The organism is Agrobacterium sp. LY4 (genome assembly GCF_001526585.1).
In the GTDB taxonomy this organism is placed as follows: Bacteria; Pseudomonadota; Alphaproteobacteria; order Rhizobiales; family Rhizobiaceae; genus Agrobacterium; species Agrobacterium leguminum.
Map to the genome: position 1 here is coordinate 33633 of NZ_ASYA01000004.1, position 24049 is coordinate 57681.

Annotated in this window: 20 protein-coding genes; 6 read left to right on the plus strand and 14 right to left on the minus strand. The window is 60.9% G+C overall.

The features are described 5' to 3' along the window. Positions 1-8 precede the first annotated feature (8 nt). From L904_RS06350 to L904_RS06360, 3 genes are all read right to left on the minus strand, one after another. Positions 9-800 carry a Ku protein gene (locus L904_RS06350; RefSeq protein ID WP_031233565.1) on the minus strand — a complete coding sequence of 264 codons (792 nt, stop codon included), beginning with the start codon at positions 798-800 and terminating at the stop codon, positions 9-11. 90 nt (positions 801-890) lie between these two features. Continuing rightward, positions 891-1895: an inorganic phosphate transporter gene (locus L904_RS06355; protein WP_020809302.1), complete on the minus strand. Its 1005-nt coding sequence runs from the start codon at positions 1893-1895 to the stop codon at positions 891-893. Then, positions 1895-2539, minus strand: a complete 645-nt coding sequence (locus L904_RS06360; protein ID WP_003521774.1) for a DUF47 domain-containing protein — start codon at positions 2537-2539, stop codon at positions 1895-1897. Before L904_RS06360 ends, L904_RS06355 begins: the two co-directional genes overlap by 1 nt. Before the next feature lie 113 nt (positions 2540-2652). Here L904_RS06360 and L904_RS06365 point away from each other — a divergent pair, with 113 nt between their 5' ends. Next, positions 2653-3177, plus strand: coding sequence for an NUDIX hydrolase (locus tag L904_RS06365; RefSeq protein ID WP_035261948.1), 525 nt, complete (start codon positions 2653-2655; stop codon positions 3175-3177). 384 nt (positions 3178-3561) lie between these two features. Here the strand turns inward: L904_RS06365 and L904_RS06370 are convergent, their stop codons facing one another. Together L904_RS06370 and L904_RS06375 are read right to left on the minus strand one after the other, a co-directional pair. Then, the gene (locus L904_RS06370) at positions 3562-6708 is read right to left on the minus strand and encodes an efflux RND transporter permease subunit (protein ID WP_020809304.1); all 3147 of its coding nucleotides are present in this window, start codon (positions 6706-6708) and stop codon (positions 3562-3564) included. 1 nt (position 6709) lies between these two features. Next, positions 6710-7870 carry an efflux RND transporter periplasmic adaptor subunit gene (locus L904_RS06375; protein ID WP_020809305.1) on the minus strand — a complete coding sequence of 387 codons (1161 nt, stop codon included), beginning with the start codon at positions 7868-7870 and terminating at the stop codon, positions 6710-6712. A gap of 276 nt (positions 7871-8146) precedes the next feature. Between L904_RS06375 and L904_RS06380 the strand changes: the two genes are divergently transcribed. From L904_RS06380 to L904_RS06390, 3 genes are all read left to right on the plus strand, one after another. Beyond that, on the plus strand, positions 8147-8821 hold the full coding sequence (locus L904_RS06380; protein ID WP_020809306.1) for a response regulator transcription factor: 675 nt from the start codon (positions 8147-8149) through the stop codon (positions 8819-8821). Then, on the plus strand, positions 8818-10152 hold the full coding sequence (locus L904_RS06385; RefSeq protein ID WP_020809307.1) for a HAMP domain-containing sensor histidine kinase: 1335 nt from the start codon (positions 8818-8820) through the stop codon (positions 10150-10152). Before L904_RS06380 ends, L904_RS06385 begins: the two co-directional genes overlap by 4 nt. A 108-nt stretch (positions 10153-10260) precedes the next feature. After that, on the plus strand, positions 10261-11139 hold the full coding sequence (locus L904_RS06390; RefSeq protein WP_020809308.1) for a DUF3313 domain-containing protein: 879 nt from the start codon (positions 10261-10263) through the stop codon (positions 11137-11139). 2 nt (positions 11140-11141) lie between these two features. Here L904_RS06390 and L904_RS06395 read toward each other — a convergent pair whose 3' ends face one another. The 7 genes from L904_RS06395 to L904_RS06425 all read right to left on the minus strand — a co-directional run bounded on the left by L904_RS06395 (position 11142) and on the right by L904_RS06425 (position 17752). After that, positions 11142-12014 carry a sugar phosphate isomerase/epimerase gene (locus tag L904_RS06395; protein WP_020809309.1) on the minus strand — a complete coding sequence of 291 codons (873 nt, stop codon included), beginning with the start codon at positions 12012-12014 and terminating at the stop codon, positions 11142-11144. Further along, a complete protein-coding gene (locus tag L904_RS06400) occupies positions 12014-13219 on the minus strand; it encodes an NAD(P)/FAD-dependent oxidoreductase (protein ID WP_020809310.1) in 1206 nt (401 codons plus the stop codon). The genes L904_RS06395 and L904_RS06400 overlap by 1 nt, the downstream gene beginning before the upstream one ends. 57 nt (positions 13220-13276) lie before the next feature. Next, positions 13277-14221: a substrate-binding domain-containing protein gene (locus L904_RS06405; protein WP_020809311.1), complete on the minus strand. Its 945-nt coding sequence runs from the start codon at positions 14219-14221 to the stop codon at positions 13277-13279. A 75-nt stretch (positions 14222-14296) separates the two neighbouring features. Next, on the minus strand, positions 14297-14608 hold the full coding sequence (locus L904_RS06410; protein WP_020809312.1) for a MocE family 2Fe-2S type ferredoxin: 312 nt from the start codon (positions 14606-14608) through the stop codon (positions 14297-14299). Beyond that, positions 14605-15639, minus strand: coding sequence for a sterol desaturase family protein (locus L904_RS06415; RefSeq protein WP_035264263.1), 1035 nt, complete (start codon positions 15637-15639; stop codon positions 14605-14607). Before L904_RS06415 ends, L904_RS06410 begins: the two co-directional genes overlap by 4 nt. A gap of 171 nt (positions 15640-15810) precedes the next feature. Further along, positions 15811-16812, minus strand: coding sequence for a LacI family DNA-binding transcriptional regulator (locus tag L904_RS06420; RefSeq protein WP_020809313.1), 1002 nt, complete (start codon positions 16810-16812; stop codon positions 15811-15813). 34 nt (positions 16813-16846) lie between these two features. Then, positions 16847-17752: a hydrogen peroxide-inducible genes activator gene (locus L904_RS06425; RefSeq protein ID WP_020809314.1), complete on the minus strand. Its 906-nt coding sequence runs from the start codon at positions 17750-17752 to the stop codon at positions 16847-16849. A gap of 211 nt (positions 17753-17963) precedes the next feature. Between L904_RS06425 and katG the strand changes: the two genes are divergently transcribed. Then, complete coding sequence (katG, locus tag L904_RS06430; RefSeq protein ID WP_020809315.1) at positions 17964-20135, plus strand: catalase/peroxidase HPI; 2172 nt, start codon at positions 17964-17966, stop codon at positions 20133-20135. A 106-nt stretch (positions 20136-20241) separates the two neighbouring features. On the opposite strand, the gene L904_RS28060 is transcribed toward katG, so the two are convergent. Continuing rightward, positions 20242-20418: a hypothetical protein gene (locus tag L904_RS28060; RefSeq protein WP_003521762.1), complete on the minus strand. Its 177-nt coding sequence runs from the start codon at positions 20416-20418 to the stop codon at positions 20242-20244. Between the two features lie 218 nt (positions 20419-20636). On the opposite strand from L904_RS28060, the gene L904_RS06435 reads away from it, so the two are divergent. Continuing rightward, positions 20637-21530: an AraC family transcriptional regulator gene (locus tag L904_RS06435; RefSeq protein WP_020809316.1), complete on the plus strand. Its 894-nt coding sequence runs from the start codon at positions 20637-20639 to the stop codon at positions 21528-21530. 194 nt (positions 21531-21724) lie between these two features. On the opposite strand, the gene L904_RS06440 is transcribed toward L904_RS06435, so the two are convergent. Beyond that, a complete protein-coding gene (locus tag L904_RS06440) occupies positions 21725-23845 on the minus strand; it encodes a TonB-dependent siderophore receptor (protein ID WP_020809317.1) in 2121 nt (706 codons plus the stop codon). Between the last annotated feature and the right edge of the window lie 204 nt (positions 23846-24049).

Here is a 24049-nt window from a genome sequence, read left to right on the forward strand (position 1 = left end):
ATCGAGCCTCAGCTTCTCTTTTCGGAAGCAAGGCTTTTCTTCAGGGCGTCCATGATGTTGATGACATTGCCGCCGGTGCGGGCCTTCGTGCCGGTTTTCTTTTTCGAGGAGGAGACCTCGTCGCCCTTGGTCTTAAGCAGGAACTTGATCTTCTTCTGAATGGGGTCCTGCACCAAAGCCGGCTTCCAACCCGTCACCTGTTTGCCGATGCGTTTTTCCATGGCGTCCAGCAGCGGCCGGTCGATTTTCATCTTCGGCTCCAGCGCGTCGATGCTTTCGCGCACCTCTTCGCCATAATGCAGCGTCCACAGGATGATGCCTTTCCCCGACGGTTCGAGGAGCACAGCCCTTTCACGACGGTAGATCACCAGACGCGCGATGCCGAAAACATCGTTCACCTTCATGGCTTCGCGAATGACGCTGAAGGCTTCGGTGCCGATCTTGTCTTCCGGGCGCAGAAAATGCGGACGGTCGTACCAGATCCAGTCAATCGATCCTTTTGGCACAAAGGTCTTGATATCGATGGTGCGGGTGCTTTCCAGCGCCACCGCATCGATCTCGTCATCCTCCAGCAGAACGTAATCGTCCTCGGCGCGGGGAAAACCTTTTACCTGGTTTTTGGCAGCGACCGGTCGGTGGGTAATGCTGTCGACATAACGGCTTTCGACGCGATTGCCGGTTTTGCGATTGAGGATGTGGAAGGTGTATTTGTTGCCTTCCGTCGTCGCGGGCGTCAGCGAGACGGAGGCCGTCACCAGCGACAGCTTGAGATAACCCTTCCAGAAAACCTGTCGTGCCATGTCCGCGATCCGCATTGGTCCCCCGGAACAACAGCCACGGGGTGGCTTTTGTTCCGGGAGGAGCGGCAAATCGGGGCAGGGATGGAGCTGTCAGCCGAACAGCGACGTCAGCCCGTAAACCGCGGCGGAGATCAGCGCAGCCGCCGGCATGGTCACGATCCAGGCGATGACGATGTTGCCGGCAAGGCCCCAGCGCACCGCCGAGACGCGGCGGGCAGCGCCGACACCGACGATGGCGCCGGTGATCGTGTGGGTGGTCGAGACCGGAATGCCGAGCCATGTCGCACCGAACAGCGTCAGCGCACCGCCGGTTTCGGCGCAGAAACCCTGCATCGGATTGAGCCGGGTGATTTTCGATCCCATCGTATGGACGATGCGCCAGCCGCCGAACAGCGTGCCGAGCGCCATGGCCGACTGGCAGGAAATCACCACCCAGAAGGGCACGTAGAAGCTCTCGCCCAGATGTCCCTGGCTGAAGAGCAGCACGGCAATGATGCCCATGGTCTTCTGCGCGTCGTTGCCGCCGTGTCCCAGCGAATAAAGCGAGGCGGAGATGAATTGCATCACGCGGAAGGTGCGGTCTACGGCAAAGGGCGTCTGCCGCACGAACAGCCAGGAGACGGTGAGCACCAGAAGCAGGGCGAGGAAGAAGCCGATGGCCGGCGACATGAAGATGGCGCCCACGGTTTTCAGCAGGCCCGACCAGACGACGGAATTGAAACCCACCTTCGCAAATCCAGCACCGACGAGCCCGCCGATCAGCGCGTGCGACGAGCTGGAGGGAATGCCGAAAATCCAGGTGACGATGTTCCAGACGATGGCGCCGATCAGCGCCGCGAAGATCACCTGCGGCGATACGATGGCCGGATCGATGATGCCGGTGCCGAGCGTTTCGGCCACATGCAGGCCGAAGAACAGGAAGGCGATGAAGTTGAAGAAGGCCGCCCAGGCGACCGCATATTGCGGGCGCAGCACACGGGTGGAGACGATGGTGGCGATGGAATTGGCGGCATCGTGCAGACCATTCAGAAAATCGAAGAACAGCGCGATGGCGATAAGGCCGATTAGCAGCGGCAGGGCAAGTGCGACATCCATCAGACGTTCTCGATAACGATGCCGCTGATCTCGTTGGCCACATCCTCGAAGCGGTCGACGACCTTTTCGAGTTCGCCGTAGATCTCGCTGCCGATCATATAGGCCATGGCATTGCCGCTTGCGCCGTGGCGGCGGAAGAGGTCCTTGAGACCCAGATCGTGAAGTTCGTCGGAGCGGCCTTCAACGCGGGTCACCTCTTCGGCGATGGATGACAGGCGATGCGCATTCGTGCCGACCTTGTTGAGAAGCGGAATGGCTTCCGCGATGAGGCCGGCTGCGCGCACGATCTCATGGCCCATTTCCTTCATGAGCGGATCGAATTCCGTTTGCTCGAAAAGACGGATGGTCTTGACGGTCTTGTGCATCATGTCGATGGCGTCATCCATCGACTGGATGAGATCCTTTATGTCGCCGCGGTCGAAGGGGGTGATGAAGCTGCGCCTGACGGCGAGCAGCACCTCGCGGGTGATGTCGTCCGCCTGGTGTTCAAGGGCGACGATGAGGTCGCAGTTCTTCTCGACGTCGATGCCGCTCAATAGTTGGTCAAGGGCCTCGGCCGCTTTGATGACGGTTTCGGAATGTTTGCTGAACATGTCGAAGAAACGGTCCTCGCGCGGCATCAGCTTGCGAAAAATACTCATCATGCGAATTGGCCCTCAATGGCGCTTTATTAGTTGTGTGGGGTGATTGTCATAAAACTGTCATAAATGCACGCGGGGCATTGATGCAACCCGGAAAATCAGCACTATCAACGGATATGAAACCCACCAAGAAAAGCCGGAAAACCCGCCCGGCTCGTGCACTGACATTGCTCCAGCAGCTTGCTGCGGTTCCGGAAAAGCTCTTCACAGGCGCTTTCCGGCAGCAATATGCCGCGCTCTGTTTCCGTTATGCCGGCAATGGCGAGGATGTCGAAATCCTCCTCGTAACGTCCCGTACCAGCGGACGCTGGATCATTCCGCGCGGCTGGCCGATGAAACGCAAGAAGCCGCACGAGGCGGCGGCAATCGAGGCGTGGGAGGAGGCCGGCGTGCGGGGCCGGGTGAAAAAGAATGCGGTTGGCCGCTATACCTATCTCAAGATGCTCGACAATGGCGATGTCGTACCCTGCATGGTCGATGTGTTCCAGATAGAGGTGACAGAGGCGGAAACCAGTTTCAAGGAACGCGGGGAACGCCTGCTGGAATGGGTGCGCCCGGATGAGGCGGCAAGGCGCGTTCGCGATATCGAACTGAAGTCGCTTCTTGTCGATTTTCGCCCAAAGGGCAAAAAGAAGCGTTAGGGCAGCGAGCGACCCTGAATGCGAGGCCGACGGATGGCCCTGGAGCATTTCCCGTAAAGCGGAATCGCTTTTACGTCGGGAAAATTCGTGAAAACAAATGGTTAGAGCATTTCCCGTAAATCCTTGCCACAGTACACGACAGAAAGGTAATCTGATACGGCAATCGCGGTGTTTGCGGTGGTGCGCGATGTTTCCCACCTCCGTCATTCCGGCCTTGAGCCGGAATCCAGCCAGCCCAAGTCCTTGGGCTGAAGGGAGTTTCTCGCCGCGTAGACACGCGTCGGCTGGATTCCGGCTCAAGGCCGGAATGACGGAGGTGGGCGTGCAACGGCACAGGAAACCGTTGCGTCGTGTACTGTGGAACCCTTCGTCACGGGAAATGCTCTAGGCCGCGGCCGCCGGTCGGTCCTGCATGGCCGTTCCCGCCGCCTCGTCCGGCGCTTTCGGCAACAGGCGGGTAAAACGCCTGACGATGCTGTCTATATAGGACAGGATGGTCGGCACCACGATCAGGGTCAGCAGCGTGGAACTGATGAGGCCGCCAACCACCGCATGGGCCATCGGCGCACGCTGCGCGCCACCGCCGCCGACGGCGAGACCGAGCGGGATCATGCCGAAGATCATCGCGAGCGTCGTCATGATGATCGGGCGGAAGCGGATGACGCCGGCGTTTTCCAGAGCCTCGTTCAGCGAAAGCCCACGCCGCCGCTCGCGATTGGCGAAATCGACCAGAAGGATGCCGTTCTTGGTCACGAGGCCCATCAGCATGATGAAGCCGATCAGCGAGAACATGTTGATCGTGCTGCCGGCCACCATCAGCCCGATGAGGACGCCGACAAGCGAAAGCGGCAGGGACGCCATGATGGCGAGCGGTTGCATGAAACTGCCGAATTGCGAGGCGAGCACGATGTAGATGAAGATGACGGCCATGGTAAGCGCCGTGGCCATGTGGCCGATGGTCTCCTGCATGGTTTCGGCGTCACCGCCGAAGCGGATGCGATAGCCGTTCGGCAGGTCAAGACCGGCGGTCAGGCCCTGCAACGTCTCCGTCACCTCGCCAAGCGTGCGGCCGGCGATATTGGCCGAAACCAGTATTTCGCGGCGATTGTCGATACGGCGGATTTCGGCGGGGGCCGGCATGATGCCGATATCTGCAACCTGATCGAGACGCACCATCAGCGGCGCGCCGTTCGCGGCCGTGCGGCCGGTTGCGATCATCAATTCACCGAGACCTGCAGCATCGGACCGCCGCTCGACGGGCAGGCGGATGACGATATCGTAGCTGTTGCCGTCCGCATCCGTCCATTTCGACACATCCTCGCCGCCGATGAGGGGGGAAAGCGCTGCGGCAAGATCGGAGCGGGCAATGCCGAGATCGCTCGCCGCCGCAGGCTTCAGGCGGACCGAAAGAATGGAAGTCACATCCCTGGCGCTGGAGGTCACATCCACGAGTCCGGGGATTTTCTTCATGTCTTCGACCAGACCGGTGGCGATTTTTTCGAGGACCGCCCGGTCGTCGCCGAGGATACTGAGCTGCACCGGGCTTTCGCCGCCGCCAAGGCCATTCTGCAGGATCGTGACCTCTATGCCCGGTATGGCTGACAGGCGTTTGCGAACCGGTTCGGCAAGGGAGAGTGGAGTCCGGCTCCGCATGTCGAGCGGCACCAGCCCCACCAATATGGCGGCCCGATGCTTGCCGGCGGCGCCGCCGGTATTGACGGTGGAATAAAGCGTCTCGACTTCCGGAAATTCCTTCAGGGCCTTTTCCACCTGCCGCACCTTCGTTGTCGTATAGTCCAGCGAGGAGCCGACCGGCGCGGTAATATTGACCTGGAAGCGGCCCTCATCGGCATTCGGAACAAATTCCGTGCCGACCAGCGGCACCATGAACAGGCTGCCGATAAAGATGCCCGACGTGACTAGCAGGGTGACGAGCCGATGCCGCAGGGTCCAGCCGATGGCACGGCGATATTGCCCGGCCATCCATTCGAAGCCGCGGTCGAAACGGGCGATCAAGCGGCCCACCGGCCCGCGCTTCGCATCGGGCTGGGCGTCGGGATCGTACCAGACGCTGGACAGCATCGGGTCGAGCGTGAAGGCGACGAAGAGCGAGATCAGGACGGCGGCGGAAACGGTGACGCCGAATTCGTAGAAGAACCGGCCGACAATGCCGTCCATGAAGGCGACCGGCAGGAAGACTGCCACGATTGTCGCCGTTGTTGCGATTACCGCAAGCCCGATTTCGTTGGTGCCGTCGAGGGCCGCACGCAGATGCGATTTACCCATGTGAAGATGGCGGGTGATGTTTTCGCGCACCACGATGGCGTCATCCACCAGAATGCCGATGGAAAGCGTCAGCGCCAGCAGGCTGAGCGTATTGAGCGTGAAGCCGAGGAAATGGATCACCGCGAGCGTGCCGATGATTGCGATTGGCAATGTCAGCCCGGTAATAACCGTGCTGCGCCAGGAGTTTAGAAACAGGAAGACGATGGCGACGGCGAGCGCCGCACCTTCTATCAGCGTCGTCTGTACCTGACTGACGGATTCGCGGATCGGTATCGATGAATCCGTGACGACGCGCAATTGCAGTTTCTGCGAGGCAAGCTCGGCATTGAGCGCATCGAGGCGCTTCCTCACATCCGTCGCGACCTGAACCGTATTGGCGTCCTGAACCTTGACGATGTCGATCGCCAGTGCCGTCTGGCCATTATAGAGGGCGCGGTTTTCGGCATCGGCCGCTCCTTCGGAAAGCGTGGCGACATCGCGAAGCGCAATGGCCGCGCCGCCGCGCCTTGCCACGACCATATCCAGCAGCGCCTGCGGCTCCTCGATACGCCCCTGCACCTGGATCGTGCGTTCGGAGACGGGATCGACGACGCTTCCGGCCGGGCTGTTGCTGTTGCCGGTGCGCAGCGCATTCACCACCTCGTTGATGCCGATCCCCAGGGCGCGCATGCGCGTCTCGTCGATTGTCACATCGATCTGCCGTTTGCGCGCGCCGACCAGCGTTGCCTGGCCGACGCCGGCAACGGTCGTCAGCTGCCGCACCACCTTCTGATCGGCAAGGCTGGTGAGAGCGGGCACATCGAGCGATGTCGAACTGATCGCCACCGACAGAACCGGCTCGGCGGCGGGGTCGAACCTCGATATGACGGGCTTTTTGGCGTCTTCCGGAAAATTCGCCTCGATGGCGGCGATCTTGTCGCGCACCTCCTGCGCGGCGGCTGAACTGCGGACCTCGAGCTTGAATTTCGCGACGACGACGGAGCGCCCCTCATAAGAGGTGGAGGTGACCTCATCGAGACCGCCAATGGCGTTCAGCGCATCCTCGACCGGGCGTGTCACCTCGGTTTCCACCGTCTCCGGCGTCGCGCCGGGATAAGAGGTGACGACCACCACCACGGGAACGTCGACATTGGGATATTGGTCCAGCCCAAGCCGTTGCAGGGAGAAGGCGCCCATAACCAGAAGCGCCACCATCATCATGGTGGCGAAAACGGGGTGGGTAACGGATATGCGGGTCAAGAACATGTCAGCCTGCCTTATCGACGGTGACGGCCATATCGGGCCGCAATTGCGGAAGCGGCGCGGTCAGGATGGTCTCGCCATCCTTCAACCCCGCGGCAATCTCGATCAGGTTGCCGCCGTTCCAGCGCGCTCCCACCGTGACTGTCTGGCGGCGAAGATGGCCGTCCTGCACCTTGAGCACATGGTAACCGGTCTCATCCTTGCGCAGCGCGATCGCGGGAACGACGAGCGCATCGTTTTTCTCGCGCAGCAGGATCGATCCGCTGGCGAACATTCCGCCCCACAGCCGGCCGTCACGATTGGCAAGCCGCAGATAGACCGCGACGAAGCGGGTGCCGTCTTCGGCAACCGGGCTGATGCGGTCGACCGTGGCTTTGACGATCTGGCCGCCAAGGCCGTCAATCTCCAGTTCCGCCGTCTGGCCGAGGGCGACGCGCGGAACATCGCGCGTGGCGACAAGAACCTTCGCCTCCAGCACGCTGGTATCGACCAGCGTGAGAAGCTCGCCATCCGCACCGACGCGCGATCCCGTCTCGGCCAGCCGCCGGGTGACGGTTCCGCCGAAGGGCGCACGGATTTCGGCATTGCGAAGGGCGAGACGGGCAATATCCGTCTGCGCCGAAAGGCTCTGGAGCCTTGCCGTCTTCACCGCCACATCGCTTTTCGCCTTGTCGAGCTGTTCTGCCGAAGCGATGTTTTTCAGGGCAAGTTGTTCGGTTCTCGTCAGGGCCTGCATTGCCAGCATCAGCTCGGCCTCGGCCGCATCCCGGTCGCTCTGCCGCAGCAAAAGCGTCGATTGCAGCTCGTCGGTTTCGAAACGCACGAGCAGCTCGCCCGCCTGCACCGCGTCTCCGTCGCGGACATTCATCTCGACGATCTTGCCGGCTTCACGGGCGCGGATCACCACACGGGTGATGGGCTGAAGTTCGCCGCTGATGCCAAGCCGCTCCACCATCGGGCGCGTGCCGATCTTCGCCGTTTCGGTCGCCGTCAGTTCGAACGGAGTGCCTGCCGGGCTCATCGCGGCAGTCTCGACGAGCCCGTTCACGATGCCTTTGACACGCTCATTCGCATCGACACTGCCGCGCGCCGGATCGAGAGCGGTGACAACGAGAACGCAACCTGCAAGCGCGATCCCCGCCTTGATGGTTCTCTTCACCCACATGCTGAAATCCTTTCCATACCGGTACCGCCGCTCAGGCGGTTACATTGCCTCTCTTGAGGCGTATGGCATCTGGATAGGTGTCCATAATTGCAGCAGCATTACCCTTGCGAACGCAGCTGCTTAAACGGCAGGGTCTGATGTTCCATCGCCCTGATTTCATGCCTTTTCGGAGGGGAAACCGTTATGCACCGGGTTGGAAATGCTCCGGCGTCTTCTTTGCCGCAATACTGCCGCAACCTTTCTGGCAGACAAGGGAATGCGAAGGGACGGTGACGCATGAGACTTCTGTTGATCGAAGACGAAAAGGCAATGGCGGATGCGCTGACGGCGACGCTCGGCAGGCAGGGCATCGTCATCGACCATACGATGTGGCTCGGCGATGCGATGGAACTGACGCGCCAGCATGTCTATGACGCCATTCTGCTTGATCGCCGCCTGCCGGACGGGGAGGGACTTGCCTTCATTCCGCAGCTGCGCCACGCCGGCATTGACACGCCGATCATACTGTTGACGGCATTGAACGAACCGGAAGACCGCATCGCCGGACTGGATGGCGGCGCCGACGACTATCTCGGCAAGCCGTTTCTCGTCGGTGAGCTGCTGGCGCGGGTGCGTGCGGTTCTGAGACGGCCGGCAAATCTTGCGCCGGCCGAAATCACAGCCGGCCGCATCGTTATCGATCCGCTCCATCTGAGCGTCACGATCAATTCCGCTCCCTTCGATCTGCCAAGGCGCGAGCTTGCGATTCTCGTTGCGCTGGCAAAGCGCAAGGGCAAATCCGTGCTGCGTTCCACGCTTGAGGCGGCCGTCTACAATTACGAGGAAGAGATCCAGTCCAATGCGCTCGACGCGCATATATCGCGGCTGCGAAAACGCCTGCTCGATGCCTCCGCAGGCGTTGGCGTCCATAATATTCGCGGCATCGGTTATCTGTTGAAGGAAGAGGCATGAAAGCGCAGGGCACCTCCAACTCGTCCTTGTGGTGGAAACTGAGCTGGCAGCTCAGCGTCGTCGTCTCCGCCATGATTGCCGTGGTCATCATCGGCCTCTGCTTTTACGGCATGACGATGCTTTCGCCCAATATTGCGCTCTGGGACGATCTGTCGGCAACACTCGATGAGTCGCTTTCGCTCGATCCGCAAAAAGGATTGGTCGTTACCAATGGCCCGGCATTGCAGGCCCTGAAGGCGGAGAACTCAACGCTCTGGTTCGTGGCTTCCACGCTGGACGGGCGGGTGGCGAGCTATGGCGCCGTGCCTGCCGTTTATGAGGAATTGTCGCCGTATCTGCATTTGCTGACGGATGCCGATATTCGCGGCGGAAAGGGCGTCTCCGAGGTCGCCCTGGTTGAAAGCATGGAGACGAAGTGGGGTTCCGTCAGGGTCATGTTCGGCGGAACCACGCATATGAGGGGGCAGTTTTTGGCGCTCCTTGCCGGAACCTACAAGATTTACGTTCCCCTCCTGGCTGTCATCTTGCCTGCCGTGTTCTTCTCGGTTCCCCGCATCGTGCGCGAGGCGCTTGCCGGCCTCAATTCCGTCGTCAAAAAGGCTCCCGAGATCGACCCGCGCCGGCCGGGCTCGAAGCTTCCGGTCGAGGATGTGCCGCGGGAGGTGGTGCCCCTGATCCTTGCCTTCAACGGCATCCTCGAACGGCTTGAAGAGCAGTTTCGGGCGCGGCAGCGTTTTCTCATCGATGCGGCACATGAGCTGAGAACGCCGATTGCGATCATGCAGACCCGAATAGAGGGCCTGCCCGGGCCCGAGCAGCAACGCCTGATGGAGGATGTCGCGCGGCTTGGGGAAACCACGGAACAGCTTCTCGCCTTCGAAAGAAACGATCAGGTGAACGACCGGCGCGAAACGCTGGACCTCGTCGAGACGGCGCGCACTGTCGTTGCCGATCTGGCCCCGCTCGCGCTTGCGGCGGGCTACGATATCTCCTTCGAAACGCAGGTCGCGCGCTATGAAATACTGGGCAACCCGTTCACCTTGCCGCGCGCCATCAGTAACATCGTGCGCAACGCCATCGACCATGGCGGAAACAGGGGGATGATCCACGTCTCGATTCTCGCCAGTGGCGAGATCGCGGTTTCCGATGAGGGACAGGGGATAGCCGAAGATCAGCGGGAGCGGATTTTCGAGCCCTTTTATCGCGTTACACCGCGCAGCACCGGGGCCGGCCTTGGCCTCAGCCTCGTCAAGCAGATCGTCGCCAACCATAACGGGCGAATCTTTCTGGACAGCAGCGCCTTCGGAAGCACCTTCCGGTTGCGTTTCTGATCCTGCGTTGCGCGCGCTTTCAGGGGCGGGCAATTGTAATGTTGCCGCAATTTTCACTGTCGTACCGTGTGGGGCACAGGATCAACCATGCCAACTGGAGTACGTGCAGTGAAACAACAGTGCAGTCTGTTTGCCAGGGCTTCCGGCGACAGGGCCTCCCGCGGTCGCGGCGTCGCCTTCGCCACCTTGCCCTTTGCCATCATCATGTCCGGCTGCACGTCCGTGCCGCTCAAGGAAGGCGGTACGCTGACCTCCTATGCGCAACTCAGCCCGGTCAAGGGCAAGTTCACCAAATCGCGCACCTTCGTGGACGCTAACGGACTGGCCGGGGTCAAGACCGTCGCCATCGTGCCGACCACCTTCTCCTTTGCGGCCTCGTCACGGGTCACATCGGAAAAGGACCGTGTCCTTGTTTCGAATGCGCTGGATCGCGCCATCTGCGTGGCGCTCAGCGATAAATACCGGATTGCCGCGCTGGGCCAGCCGGCGGACATGACGGTGCGCACGGTCATCACCGATCTGGTGCCGACCGATAAGACCATGGCCGGGGTATCGACGGCCGTGACGCTCGGCAGCGGCTTCGTCCTGCCGGTCAGCGTGCCGCGTCTTCCATTCGGGCTTGGCGGCCTCGCCGTCGAGGCGGAGGCGGTGGACAGCACCGGCGTCCAGCGCGCTGCGGCCGTCTGGTCCAAGGGAGCGAATTCCATCACGGGCAACGCCCGCGTCTCGGAAATCGGAGATGCCTACGAGCTAGCCGCCGATTTCTCCAACTACTTCTCGCGCATTCTGGTGACAGGCAAGGTCTCCGACGGGCTGAACCTCTCTATCCCCTCCGGCCATCGAATCCGGTCCGCCCTGGGCGGAAAACCGAAATATGTCGAATGCGATGCCTATGGCCGCTCGCGCGGCCTGCAGGGCATGGTGGCCGACAAGTTCGGTGCGCCACCCGAATGGACCGACAGATCCGCAAAGGCCGCGTCGCGATAAGATCAGCGGTTGAGATCGGAGACGGTCGCGATCCCGCTCGCAGAATGAGCGGTTTGCGCCCATAGCGTCTGCGCCATCGTCTTGAGTTGCAGCGATTCCATCCATCTGTCGGTGGAATCGCTGCCGTCCCGGCCGGTGATGGCATAGGGGCTGGGGCCGAGTTCACAGGTGAAGACCAGCTCACCATTATCGGGCGCAAGCGATCGCCAGTGGCGGAATCCATAGTCCCACCAGTTCAGAAACAGATCGACCCATGGGCGGTGATGGGCGAAGGAAATCTCGATCTGGATTTGCTCGCAGGAGCCGATCCGTCCGTGAAAGGCCTGCGCATTGCGAAGGATGCGGCGGATCTGCCGCTGGCTTTCATCTTCGACTGGAAAGGCGAATTCGCGGGCAACGAGATAGTGGGACAGATCGGCCAGCAGCGGCAGTTCGGGCCGCCGTTCCAGAAGGTCGAGCGTGAACAGGAGATCGCTGGTCATCCGGTTGCGATGGGTTTCGATGAAGACGGGAACGCCCGCCTCTTCGGCAAGCCGCATCCAGCCGTCGAGAAGCGGCAGACAATCTTCCACCCGGCGCGGACGGATATCCGCCTGCAGATCGATATGGCTGACGGGAAACTCCTGCGCCAGCGCCAACGTGTGGCGCAGATCCTCGATACTGCGCGGAAAGCAGACACCTTCGATCCGAAGGCCCGTGCCACGGATCGCCCTATTGAGACGCTGCACATCCGCACGGTCGGTATAATGCGCGCTGACGCCATCGAAACCGGCTGCGGCGATCCGGGCTATGTTTTCCTCAAGGCTGGGTTCATGGCTATCGCCGGAGAGCCTTTCCATGGCCCACAGCGATTGAAAGACGAGCAGCTTCTGCATCAGGCCGCCCGTGCGCTTTTCAGCAATGATTTGAGATTGACGCCGGGGTCGGCAAGAGCCGACGGGTCGGGATTGATGCCGGCGGCGATCAGCATCTCGGCCAGTTTTATGTCCCTGGCGACGCTGTTGCCGACGCCCAGCCCGGCGGCGGCGACAAGGCGGCCGTCCTGAAGGTAGAATTCCAGTTCGCCCTCGCCCAGCGGTCGGGTGACGCTCTGATGCTCCGGCTGCGGCAGGCCCGCGACCTGAAGGCCGAGATCATATTGATCCGACCAGAACCAGGGCAGGGCGGCGAAGGCCTCGTTTGCGCCAAGAATGTTATGCGCTGCGACCTCTGCCTGGCTGCGGGCATTGCGCCAGCTTTCAAACCGGATATGTCCGCCGGCGGCTTGCGAGACGGCCGCGCAATCGCCCGCCGCGAAGATATGGGGATCGCTGGTGCGCAGGAAAGCATCGGTCAGAATGCCGTTTCCGATCGCAAGCCCAGCCGTTTGCGCCAATGCGACATTGGGCAGGACGCCGATGGCGGAGACGACTATATCGGCCGGTACGCGCGCGCCTTCGGTAAGCAAAACTGCTTCCGGCGTGATTTCCGAAACGCCCTTTCCCAGATGGAAATTCACGCCCTCTTCGAGATGGCGCTTGTGTATCCTTTCGGCAAAACGCGGGGGAACCGCACGGCCGAGCGGCCGTGTTGCGGCATCGATAATGTTGACCGCAAGCCCCTTGCCGCGCAGAACCGCCGCAAGTTCCATTCCGATCAGCCCGCCGCCGATGATCGCAATCCGGGCGCCGCTATTTGTGCGGGAGAAAATCGCCTGCGCATCCGCGTGGGTGCGGAAATCCAGCGCCAGCCCCGCGCCGGGGCATGTTAATTTTCGCGGATGTGCCCCGGTTGCAAGCAGCAGCCTGTCATAGCCGAGCGCCCGCCCGTCATCAAGCGTCACAAGGCGGTCTTTCACATCGATCCGGGTCGCCGATACGCCCTGACGATAGGAGATGCGGGCAGCCTCCAGTGCTCCGTCGCCGCAGATGGGTTTCATCCGCACCGCCCCTTCGAGCGGTTTGGAGAGCGGGGGCCGTTCATAGGGTGGGTGCGGCTCCGTGCCGACCAGCGTGACGTTGCCTGCAAAGCCCGCTTCGCGCAGCGCAAAGGCGGCACGTGTGCCCGCCTCGCCGGCGCCGATGATGACGATTGCGTCCATGGTATCTCCGTGAGAAGGGACCGGCGCGCTTTTCAGGGGGCACCGGCTGGGGGAGGATCAGTTTCGGCTGGCGTAGTCGGTCATGTTCTTCCGCGTCACCAGTTCGAACGGAACCATGACCTGTTTGTCGACCGGCGTGCCGCGTATCAGGGCGACGGCGGCATCGAGCGCGCTTGTCGATTGCCCCTTGGCGTTCTGGAACACCGTGGCGTCGAGATCGTCAGCGGCCATGGAGGCGAGACCGTCCGGCGTGGCGTCGATGCCGATGACGATCACATCGTCCATCGAAACGCTGGCCGCCTTCAGCGCCTGAACCGCGCCGATCGCCATCTCGTCATTATTGGCGAAGACGACGTCGATCGGTCGGCCGGCGGTGATCCAGTTTGTCGTCATGTCCATCGCGGTTGTCCGTGTCCATGCGGCCGATTGCTCGTCGGCGATGGTGACGGCCCTGCAGTCGCCGGATTTGAGCGCCTGCTTGAAGGACGAGGTCCGGTCGCGCGAGGCCTGATGGGCAAGATCGCCCATCAATATATAGGCCTGCGCGTCGGCGGCCTTTCCCTTCTCCTTGAGCAGCGAACAGGCCGCTTCGCCGGCCAGCCGCCCCGCATCGGTTTCCCGTGAGCCGACATAGGCCTGCTTTTCCGGCAGTTTGGCGACATTGTCCGGTTCGAGATTGAGGTAGACCAGCGGAATGCCCGCTTTGGCTGCGGCATCGCTGATGCCGGGTGCGGCCGAGGTGTCTGCCAGCGTCACGATGATCGCGTCGACGTTTGCGGCGATGAAATTATTGACCTGGTTGAGCTGCTTGGAAATATCGGCCTGCGCGTCCTCGACCTGGATCTTGACGCCGTCGATCTCCGATGCCCGGGCGCCAAGCCCTTCGCGCAGCAGGGTCTGGAAATTATTGTCGAAGCTCTGCATTGAAACGCCGATGGTCTCGGCCGATGCCGTGCCGGCGAAAAGGACCGCCAGAGCGGCCATGGTACAGATGGATTTCATGTTTGTCCTCCCTTGGGGCGCCGGGCCGCCCGGGTGCATTCCGGAGGCCCTTTCGGGCCTGCTCGAAAGCCCGGCCTAGCCGATGGTGATGCGTACTTCGCCGTCCACCACCTGCGCCGGATAGGTCTTCAGGTTTTCGCAGGCGGGCAGCCGCAGCGCCTCGCCGGTGCGATAATCGAAGGCGCCGGAATGCTTGGGACATTCCACCTCGAAATCCATCACCAGCCCTTCGGCGAGATGGATGGCCTCATGGGTGCAGAGGCCGGCTGTGCAATAAACGCTGTCATCCGGACCGCGGTAGATCGCATAGGTGCGTCCGGCGTGGTCGAAGCGGATCGCGCCTTCCTGTTCGATGTCTTCCAGTTTGCAGGCTGAAACCCAGTTCATTCGGCTGCCTCCCCGATGGTGTTGCGCGTCTTGCGGGCCGCGAGTTTTTCTTTGCGTTTGCGATAGCGTTCCTGCATGCGGGCTTCTCCCTCGGCCGAGCCGTCGTGCCAGGTGCCGAACCACCTATCGAGCGGGATGAGGGCGTCGCCGTAATTCACCTCGAAATATTTGTGGTGGAGGTAATGCGCATAGGCATGGCTATCGACCAGCTTGTCCTCGCCGATCTCAACCTTGTCGAAGCCGACATGGCCGGGGATCGCGCCGAAACCCGCATAATGCAGCTGGTAAAGCATGAGGACCGGGTTGGACGGCAGGACCAGGTGATAAAAGGCGGTGCCGAAATAAAGCAGATGCTCGACCGGATGCATGGATAGCGACGACCAGGGCGACGGGTTCACCGAATTGTGGTGGACGGAATGCACCCATTTATAAAGCAGCGGCGTGTGGATGAGCCGGTGAATGCAGAAGAAGTGAAATTCGTGGATGATCGGCACAACGAGCGCCACGGCTGCGAGCGTCCATGGATTTTCGGCAAAGCTGAGCCATGGCGCATAACCATTGGCATAGGCCCACAACATCGCCACTTCGATGGCGGTCCAGATCGTCACGCCGGAAAGGAAGGTGCGCAGGATGTTGTCGAGGTTCTGGCTCTCGAACCAGAAGGCATTGCTCTTCTGTTCGGCGGGAAATTTGCCGTTATATTTGAAGCGGTTTTCCTGCCGCTTCAGAATATAGAGATGGAGTTCGAAACCGCCGTAGAAGAGAAAGACGCAGACCGCATTGACCGCATAAAGCCAGGCGATCCAGCCGAAGCCAAGCGTGGCCATGGTTTCGTCGGGCGGAATGACAAAGGCCCAGTAGCCGACTGCAGAAAGCGCGAAGATCGCATTCCACGGAAAAAAATAATGCGGGAGCCACTTCAGCACCGCCACGAAGCGCGGCGGAAAGGCAAAGAGCGGTGCTGTTTCCACCGGCTGGTGGGGCGCCCAGTCGCCGCGCTTGTTACGCGTTCCATATTTCAGATCGTCCATAGCGCTCTCCTTCGGACGATCGCTCCCGATGCGCCCGCGCAAGTTTTCACGATGAAGAAGGGCGTTTACACGCCATGGCCGCCGGCACTCTCGCGCTCTGCGGCTTTCCTCCCTGAAGAGAAATTAGCAGGGCGGGCGGTGAACGCCGAAGCCTTCCTTGATCAAATCAGATCAAAGGCTTTCGGCGGTGATGGTGACGAAGCGAATGGGCGCGTTATCGGGCTCAATATCGGTGAGACCGATCCGGCGAAGGACGAGATCCAGCGCCCGGCGGGCCTGCGCCTCGGGGGCCTGATCAAGCACGATATCCATGATGCCGTCATTCAGCGCCTTGCGGGTATAATCGGTCAATTCATGGCCGACGAAGAATATCTCGCTGCCGCGCGGATGCCGGCGAAGAACGTCGATCAGGGCGGCATTCGCGCCGCCGGCATTATAGAGTCCGGCCATGTCGGGATAGAGATCGAGCGCCATGCGCAGGGCCTCGGCGCCGTAATATTCGTCGTCGCGGGTAAAGCCCAGCCATTCGAAGCGATGTTCACTGGGATGATCTCGGAAGTAATCGGAAAAGCCGCCGATACGGTCGCGGTGGACCTGATAGATCGGATGGCAGAGCGCGATGACCGGGCCGGGCTGGCGCGCCATGCGGGTGATGAAATGCGCCGCCGTCCGTCCCGCCGCGCCATTGTCGATGCCGATGAATTCGCCCTTTTCCGCCGAAGCGCGCGTGACGACATGCACGACCGGCACGCCGCGCGCCACCGCCGCCTCGACGGCGGCGCTAACCGCCGGGCTGCTCGGACTGGCGAGGATAAGGCCCGCGCGCGCCTCTGCGGCGGCGGTGATGCGGCTCGCCAGCTCGTCCGGCTTCATCTCTTCGGCGAAGCTGCGGTGGACAACGACGAGAGGGTCGAGCGTTGCCGCAATTCTTTCGAAGGCCTTGGAAAGCCGCCGGTAAAAGGTGGTGTCCGGGCGTACCATCAGCACTTCTATGCGCAAGAGGCCTCGGTGGGTCTCCGGCAGGGTGCGCGGATAATCCAGTGTGCGTGCGGCAAGAACGACCTTTTCCACGAGTTCGGCACGAACGCCGCCGCGCCCGTTTAGCACCCGCTCGACCGTGGCGGTTCCAACGCCTGCGAGGCGGGCGATATCGCGGTAATTCGGCCTGCTCACATTCGCTTTCCTGATATTGATGTGTCTGTCGTCTTCAAGGCAGGCCGAGTTTCTGAAGGCCGCATTCGCGGACGATTTCGGCGATATGGCTGAACTGCGCCGAGAGCGGATTGCTCTTGCGCCACACGATGCCGATGGTGCGCGACGGGCGCGGTTCCGCCAGCCGGAACACAGAGACGGTGGATTGCCGTGTCTCCATATCGACGGCCATCTGCGGAATGAGTGTGACGCCGATGCCGGCGCCGACCATCTGCACGAGGGTGGAGAGCGAGGAGCCTTCCATCAGCACGCGCGGCGGCGCATTGGTCGTGCTGCAGAAGGAAAGCGCCTGGTTGCGGAAGCAATGGCCTTCTTCAAGCAGCAGCAGGCGCATTTCGCCCAGCTTGTCGGCGCTTGGCACCGGCATGCCCGCATCCTCCATCGGCCGCACCAGAATGAATTCCTCCGAAAACAGCGGAACCTCCTCCAGCGCCGGTTCCGAGACGGGCAGGGCGACGATCGCCATGTCGAGCCGGGCTTCGAGAAGGTCTTCGATGAGCTTCTGTGTCACCGCCTCGCGCGGGCGTGCTTCGAGTCCGGGATAATGCCGGGTCAGCGTCTTGATCACCTGCGGCAAAAGATAGGGCGCGACGGTGGGAATGACACCGATGCGCAGGCGACCGCTGAGAGGGCCGTGCCCCGCACGCGCCAGATCCTGCAACTCGTCCACCGAACGCAGGATGGCCCGGGTGCGTTCCGCAAATTCCTCGCCAAGCGCGGTCAGCCTGATCTGGCGGCTGCCGCGTTCGACGAGCGGCGCACCGATCAATTCCTCCAGTTCCCGGATCTGCAAAGATAGTGCAGGTTGGGAAATCGCGCACGCCTCCGCCGCCCGACCGAAGTGGCCGATCTTGGCCAGAGCGTCGAAATAACGGAGATGTTTCATGGAGAGCGAAATCATAAGCTCAGCATATCGCAGCCTTTAGAATATACAATTGGAAATTATGGAACCCGGCTGTTAGTCATCTTCATGACAGAAAGAAGCTGTAGCTGTGAGAGGTTACCAGCGTCGCTGCACGGTTTTCCCATGACCTGCCGCTGGCTCTGGCTCTCAACGCCGCACATGTCGAATTAATTATTTCGTTTAATTGTTAAACCCATCGGAGGGCGAAATGGACGCAACTTCAAAACCGGCTGGCAAGTGTCCTGTCATGCATGGAGGCAATACGGCCTCGGGTAAATCGGTAACCGAATGGTGGCCGAATGCGCTGAACCTCGACATCCTGCACCAGCACGACACCAAGACCAATCCGCTCGGCACCTCCTTCAACTATCGTGAAGCCCTGAAGACGCTCGACGTCGAAGCATTGAAGGCCGATCTGCGCGCGCTGATGACCGACAGCCAGGACTGGTGGCCGGCGGACTGGGGCAGCTATGTGGGCATGATGGCGCGCGTGACCTGGCATGCGGCGGGTTCCTACCGTGTGACTGACGGTCGCGGTGGCGCAAACACCGGCAACCAGCGTTTTGCGCCGCTCAATTCCTGGCCGGACAACGTCAACACCGACAAGGGCCGCCGCCTCCTGTGGCCGATCAAGAAGAAATACGGCAACAAGATTTCCTGGGCAGACCTAATCGCGCTCGCCGGCACCATTGCCTATGACGTCGCCGGTCTGAAGACCTTCGGCTTTGCTTTCGGCCGCGAAGATATTTGGGCTCCGGAAAAGGACACCTATTGGGGTGACGAAAAGGAATGGCTGGCGCCGAGCGACGGCCGTTACGGCGACGTGACCAAGCCCGCGACGCTGGAAAACCCGCTCGCCGCCGTGCAGATGGGCCTCATCTACGTCAACCCGGAAGGCGTGAACGGCAAGTCCGATCCGCTGGCGACGGCGGCGCAGATGCGCGAAACCTTTGCCCGCATGGGCATGGATGACGAGGAAACCGTGGCGCTGACCGCCGGCGGCCATACCATCGGCAAGTCGCATGGCAATGGCAGCGCCGCCAACCTCAGCCCCGATCCGGAAGCCGCAGGTCCGGAATTTCAGGGTCTCGGCTGGATCAATACCAAGGGCCGCGGCATCGGTCGCGACACGGTGGTATCCGGCATCGAGGGCGCGTGGACGAGCGAGCCGACCAAGTGGGACAATGGGTTCTTCGATATGCTGTTCAAGCATGAGTGGACTTTGACCCACAGCCCCGCCGGTGCATCACAATGGGCGCCGATCACCATCGCCGAGGAAGACAAGCCTGTCGACGTCGAGGATGCCTCGATCCGCACCATTCCGATGATGACTGATGCCGACATGGCCCTGAAGGTCGACCCGATCTACCGCGAGATTTCGCTGAAGTTCAAGGACGATCAGGACCATTTCTCCGAGGTCTTCGCCCGTGCATGGTTCAAGTTGACCCACCGCGACATGGGGCCGAAGTCCCGTTATTTCGGCCCGGACGTTCCGGCGGAAGACCTGATCTGGCAGGATCCCATCCCCGCAGGCTCCACAAGCTACGACGTCGCCGCCGTCAAGGCGAAGATCGCGGCTTCCGGTCTTTCCGTTGCCGATCTGGTCTCGACCGCCTGGGACAGCGCCCGCACCTTCCGCGGTTCTGACAAGCGCGGCGGCGCCAATGGCGCGCGCATCCGCCTTGCACCGCAGAAGGACTGGGAAGGCAATGAGCCCGCCCGTCTGTCCCGTGTGCTCTCGGTTCTGGAACCGATTGCCCGTGACACCGGCGCAAGCATCGCGGATGTGATCGTTCTGGCCGGCAATTACGGTGTGGAGCAGGCGGCGAAAGCGGCCGGCTTCGACATTGCCGTGCCTTTCGCGGCCGGCCGTGGCGATGCTTCCGCCGAGCAGACGGATGCCGACAGCTTTGCCCCGCTTGAGCCGCTGGCGGATGGTTTCCGCAACTGGGTCAAGAAGGACTATGTCGTCAGCCCCGAAGAACTGCTTCTGGACCGCGCGCAGCTTCTCGGCCTGACCGCGCCGGAACTCACCGTCCTCATCGGCGGTCTGCGCGTCATCGGCGCCAATTATGCCGGTACGGCGCATGGCGTGTTTACCGACAAGCCCGGCGCGCTGACGACGGACTTCTTCACGACGCTGACGGACATGGCCTATTCCTGGGTTCCGACCGGCAACAATCTCTATGAGATTCGTGACCGCAAGACTGGAGCCGCCAAGTACACGGCGACCCGCGTGGATCTCGTCATCGGTTCGAACTCCATCCTGCGCGCCTATGCGGAAGTTTATGCGCAGGACGACAGCAGGGAGAAATTCGTGCGTGATTTCGTCGCCGCCTGGACGAAGGTGATGAACGCCGACCGTTTCGACCTTCTGTAAGCAAAGGCCGACTGTTTAATGATGATACACCTCCCTGAGCGATCGGGGAGGTGTTTTTTCTATCTGGGTTGGCAAGGACGCATCAGCCACCGCTCGATCCGGCATGCTATCGCCGGTCAGAAGCCGCAACCGGTTTGCCCGATGAAGATTTTTCCGCCTTTGCCGAGGGAGCTTTGCCGCTTTTTTCGTTTTCGTGCGCATCCGGCCCGGCCACGATAACGCCTCGGCCCTTTTCTTCCCGTTTCTTGTCGGCGAAGTTGCCCGGTTCCTTTTTGCTGTCCATTGATGAATCTCCCGTGTTGCGTTCCTGTCAGGAGTTCAACGGACGTTTCGCTCAGAGGTTCCAGAGCCGTCGCGTCAGCGAATGTTTCTCTTTATAACGATCTTTGCTATTAACATGAATTGATAAGTCATGTTATTGGGGCAGAGCGCGATGACTGGCGTGGTGCGCCCGTCTTTCCATACGCTCACCCCAGACCCGACAACCGGACGGTACCCGCATTGAGTTTCTGGCATTCCATGACCTGGCACACGGAAGGGATCAGCGTTACTGCGCCGGTGAAATGGCGCCAGTTCGACGGGCTGGTCAGTGCGTTCTGGGAAGCGGAAAGCCAGATGGGAGCGAAGGGTTATTATCTGGCCGCCGATCCGCGCATCATGATCTTTTTCAACGATGTTTCCTCGCGCATCAGCATGTCCAACCGCAATGGCGAGTTCACCAACCATTCGCGGCCGATGACACGGGCGGTTTATGTGCCGGCTGGCGTGCCGATGTGGACAAGCAGCAGCGCCACGCATCGGTTCTCGCATCTCAATCTGCATATTCACAAGGATCGCCTGTTGCGTTTTCTGTCGCCCTCTGTCGGCAGTTCGGCGGCGATGACGGCGCTGCGCCGTCCGGTCGAGATACAGGATATCGGCTCGGTGGAAACCCTTGCCGGCCTGCTGGTCGATGAGCTGGCTGAACCCTCGAAACATGCGGTCTATGCGGAAAGCCTCGTCGGCAGCATCGTTGCCGGCCTGCTGGATATTCCCGGCCCTTCGCCGGAGCAGGTCAATGGCAGGCTGACGCAGGCGCAGTTGAACAAGCTTCTTGCCCAGGTCGAAAAGCGTGGCGACGACCGCATGACGGTTGCCGAAATGGCCGATATTGTCGGGCTTTCGGAAAGCTGGTTCGCCACCGTATTTCGCCAGACCACCGGCAAGACGCCGCTGCAATGGCAATTGGAGCGGCGCATCAATGCCGCCCAGAAACTTCTGCTGGAAGGCGATCTGACGGTGGCCGATATCGCCGCCCAGCTCGGCTTTTCCGATCAGGCCCATCTGACCAAGGCTTTCCGCCAGTCCGTGGGCAACACACCAGCCGCCTGGCGACGGCTGCACCGGCTGCTTTGAGGCTGGGTGAGGTCGATGCGCAGTGTTTTGGTGAGGCCGCAAACCTCACCTTTCCTCATCATGGGGCTTGTCCCGAGGATCTGCGACCTTCAGACTTGATGAGGCGTGGTTAGATCCTCGGGACGAGCCCGAGGATGACGTGGTGCATTAGGGAAATTATTCAATATATTGAAAAATATTGCTAATATCGATTTTCACCATGTCTTTCGCAAAGTTACGGAAAACGCCCGGCCGGGATTGTAAAAGTCAGCGCCGAACCCGCCATAAGAGACGTGTTTTTCGTTAAAGATGTTGGAAACATTGACGTCCAGCGAGGCGGTTTCCTGAATCTTGTAGCTGAACGCCGCATCCACTGTCACGCTGCTTCCGGTTTCGACCTTGTTGGCATTGTCGAAATAATAAGCGCCCGTATAGCGACCGCCGAGACCGAAGGTCATGTCACCGAAATGGTCGTTGCCCGCAAGCGTGTAGTTGACCCACAGCGAGGCCTGATGCTCGGGCACGAATTGCGGCCGGTTGCCAACGTTACCGCCGGTGCCGTTTTCAGTGATTTCCGCGTCGAGATAGGAATAGGCGGCCGTCAGGCTGAGATTGTCGGTGACTTCCGCCTTGGCTTCGAGATCGAGACCGCGCACACGCACCTCGCCGATGGTCGTCGGCAGGCTGGTGATCGGGCTGGTGACGGTGATGTTGCTCTTCTTCAGATCGTAGATCGACGCGGTGAACAGGGCCGGGAAAGCGTCCGGACGATATTTCACGCCGACTTCGATCTGTTCGCCGCGCTCCGGTTCAACGGTGAGCCCCGATGCGGGCACCACCGATTCGGCGTAGCTGATATAGGGCGCGATTTCATTGGTGACCTTGTAGGACACGCCGATACGCTTGGTCAGTTCGCTGATGTCGCCGCTCGCTGAGGTGCCGCGCAGGCGGTTGGTCTGCTCGGTGTCGATCCAGTCGTTGCGCAGGCCGGCGCTGACGATCAGCCTGTCGAAGAAGGTGAAGTCCTGCTGGAGATAGATCGCCTTGGTCTTCTGGTCCGTCAGGGAGTCGGCATAGAGCGGCACTGAAGCGGGTGCGCCGGTATAGACCGGGTTCATCCAGTTGATGCTCGGCGCAGCGCCGAAGTAGTTTTTGCTGCCGGAGGTGTAGTCATTGTAGAAGACGCCGACGAGGCTGCGGCTTTCGACATTTTCAAACCGCGTATCGTATTGCAGGCGCGTGTCGACCAGGAAGTTTTCGGTCTCGGTGTCGTTGCCGAAATAGGACCGGTTGGCGATTGTCGAACCGTTGGTCGGCGTGGACGAGATGTAAGCATAACCGAAGTCCGTATTCGCCTTGCTGTAGCGGGCGTTGGAACTCAGCGTCAGGCCGGAGCCGAAATCGTGGTCGAACATCACGCTCAGCGAATTGCGGTTTGTGCCGCGATAATTGTAGTCCGGTTCGCCGAAGAAACGGCTCCGGTCGAAATGCGAGCCGACGGGATGGCCGCCGCCGCCCGGAACGCCATCCTTGTTGAGATGATCGTAAACTACGGTAAGGCTGGTGACGTCCGTGGGACGCCATGTCAGGCCGCCCATGAAGAATTTCTCGTCGTCGCGGGAATAGTCATATTCCGCATCGGCATTTCTGAGCTTGCCGGTCAGGCGATAGGACAGCGTGTCGTCGCTGGTGATGTTGTCCCCGAAATCGAAGCCGGTTTCGGCGCGGCCATAGGAGCCGCCGGTGACATAGGCTTCACCGAAACGGGTGCGTTTCGGCACCTTGGTGGAGTAATTCACCGAGCCGCCGGGATCTGAGACGCCAAAGGTGGTGGAATTGCCGCCCTTCAGCACTTCAACACGCTCATAGGCATAGGTTTCCTCGCGCAGCGCGCCGAAGGGACGGCCAAGCGTCAACCCGTCGCGATAGGTATAAGCGTCGAAACCGCGAATCTTGAAATAGTCGAACCGGTCGTCGGAGCCGTAAAAATCCGTGGTTACACCGGCGGTATATTGCAGCGCTTCTTCCACGCTCTGCACGCCGCGCTGCTGCATTTCCTTGGCGGTGATGACGGAGACCGAGGCCGGTGTGTCGAGAATATCGGTCGCCATCTTGCTGCCACTCGTCGTGCGGTTGGCGACGATGGACTTCTGGTCATTGTCACCGCTTTCGATGGTGATCCGTTCCAGAACCGTGCTGCTGTTCGTGGTGGCAGCCTCCTGCGCCAGCAAGGGGCCGGGCAGGGTGGCGACAAGCGCCGTGCAGGCAAGCAGCGCCGCATCCTGATAACGACGTCGCGCGGTTTTGCGGTGTCTGCCTTCGGTTTCGATATTCATTCGTATGTTCCAGAAGTTGATGCCCCGATCGCCGCTTCCACGGCCCACTCTCGAAGCGCCCAATAACTTGAGAAAGTTTGTCCGGTATTGTAACTTTTTGCGGTTTTGTACAAAACCCCGGAAATTTCACCGCTGTTGCGACGGCATTTCTTGCCTGGGCTTGACGGAGGCAATTGAAGCTGAGAGTTCAAGTCCACTTTTGAA

Excerpts from the sequence above, each read along its gene's own strand:
- L904_RS06350 (WP_031233565.1), bottom strand. The coding sequence starts at position 800 with ATGGCACGACAGGTTTTCTGGAAGGGTTATCTCAAGCTGTCGCTGGTG.
- L904_RS06355 (WP_020809302.1), bottom strand. The coding sequence starts at position 1,895 with ATGGATGTCGCACTTGCCCTGCCGCTGCTAATCGGCCTTATCGCCATC.
- L904_RS06360 (WP_003521774.1), bottom strand. The coding sequence starts at position 2,539 with ATGATGAGTATTTTTCGCAAGCTGATGCCGCGCGAGGACCGTTTCTTC.
- L904_RS06365 (WP_035261948.1), top strand. The coding sequence starts at position 2,653 with ATGAAACCCACCAAGAAAAGCCGGAAAACCCGCCCGGCTCGTGCACTG.
- L904_RS06370 (WP_020809304.1), bottom strand. The coding sequence starts at position 6,708 with ATGTTCTTGACCCGCATATCCGTTACCCACCCCGTTTTCGCCACCATG.
- L904_RS06375 (WP_020809305.1), bottom strand. The coding sequence starts at position 7,870 with ATGTGGGTGAAGAGAACCATCAAGGCGGGGATCGCGCTTGCAGGTTGC.
- L904_RS06380 (WP_020809306.1), top strand. The coding sequence starts at position 8,147 with ATGAGACTTCTGTTGATCGAAGACGAAAAGGCAATGGCGGATGCGCTG.
- L904_RS06385 (WP_020809307.1), top strand. The coding sequence starts at position 8,818 with ATGAAAGCGCAGGGCACCTCCAACTCGTCCTTGTGGTGGAAACTGAGC.
- L904_RS06395 (WP_020809309.1), bottom strand. The coding sequence starts at position 12,014 with ATGCAGAAGCTGCTCGTCTTTCAATCGCTGTGGGCCATGGAAAGGCTC.
- L904_RS06400 (WP_020809310.1), bottom strand. The coding sequence starts at position 13,219 with ATGGACGCAATCGTCATCATCGGCGCCGGCGAGGCGGGCACACGTGCC.
- L904_RS06405 (WP_020809311.1), bottom strand. The coding sequence starts at position 14,221 with ATGAAATCCATCTGTACCATGGCCGCTCTGGCGGTCCTTTTCGCCGGC.
- L904_RS06410 (WP_020809312.1), bottom strand. The coding sequence starts at position 14,608 with ATGAACTGGGTTTCAGCCTGCAAACTGGAAGACATCGAACAGGAAGGC.
- L904_RS06415 (WP_035264263.1), bottom strand. The coding sequence starts at position 15,639 with ATGGACGATCTGAAATATGGAACGCGTAACAAGCGCGGCGACTGGGCG.
- L904_RS06425 (WP_020809314.1), bottom strand. The coding sequence starts at position 17,752 with ATGATTTCGCTCTCCATGAAACATCTCCGTTATTTCGACGCTCTGGCC.
- katG (WP_020809315.1), top strand. The coding sequence starts at position 17,964 with ATGGACGCAACTTCAAAACCGGCTGGCAAGTGTCCTGTCATGCATGGA.
- L904_RS28060 (WP_003521762.1), bottom strand. The coding sequence starts at position 20,418 with ATGGACAGCAAAAAGGAACCGGGCAACTTCGCCGACAAGAAACGGGAA.
- L904_RS06440 (WP_020809317.1), bottom strand. The coding sequence starts at position 23,845 with ATGAATATCGAAACCGAAGGCAGACACCGCAAAACCGCGCGACGTCGT.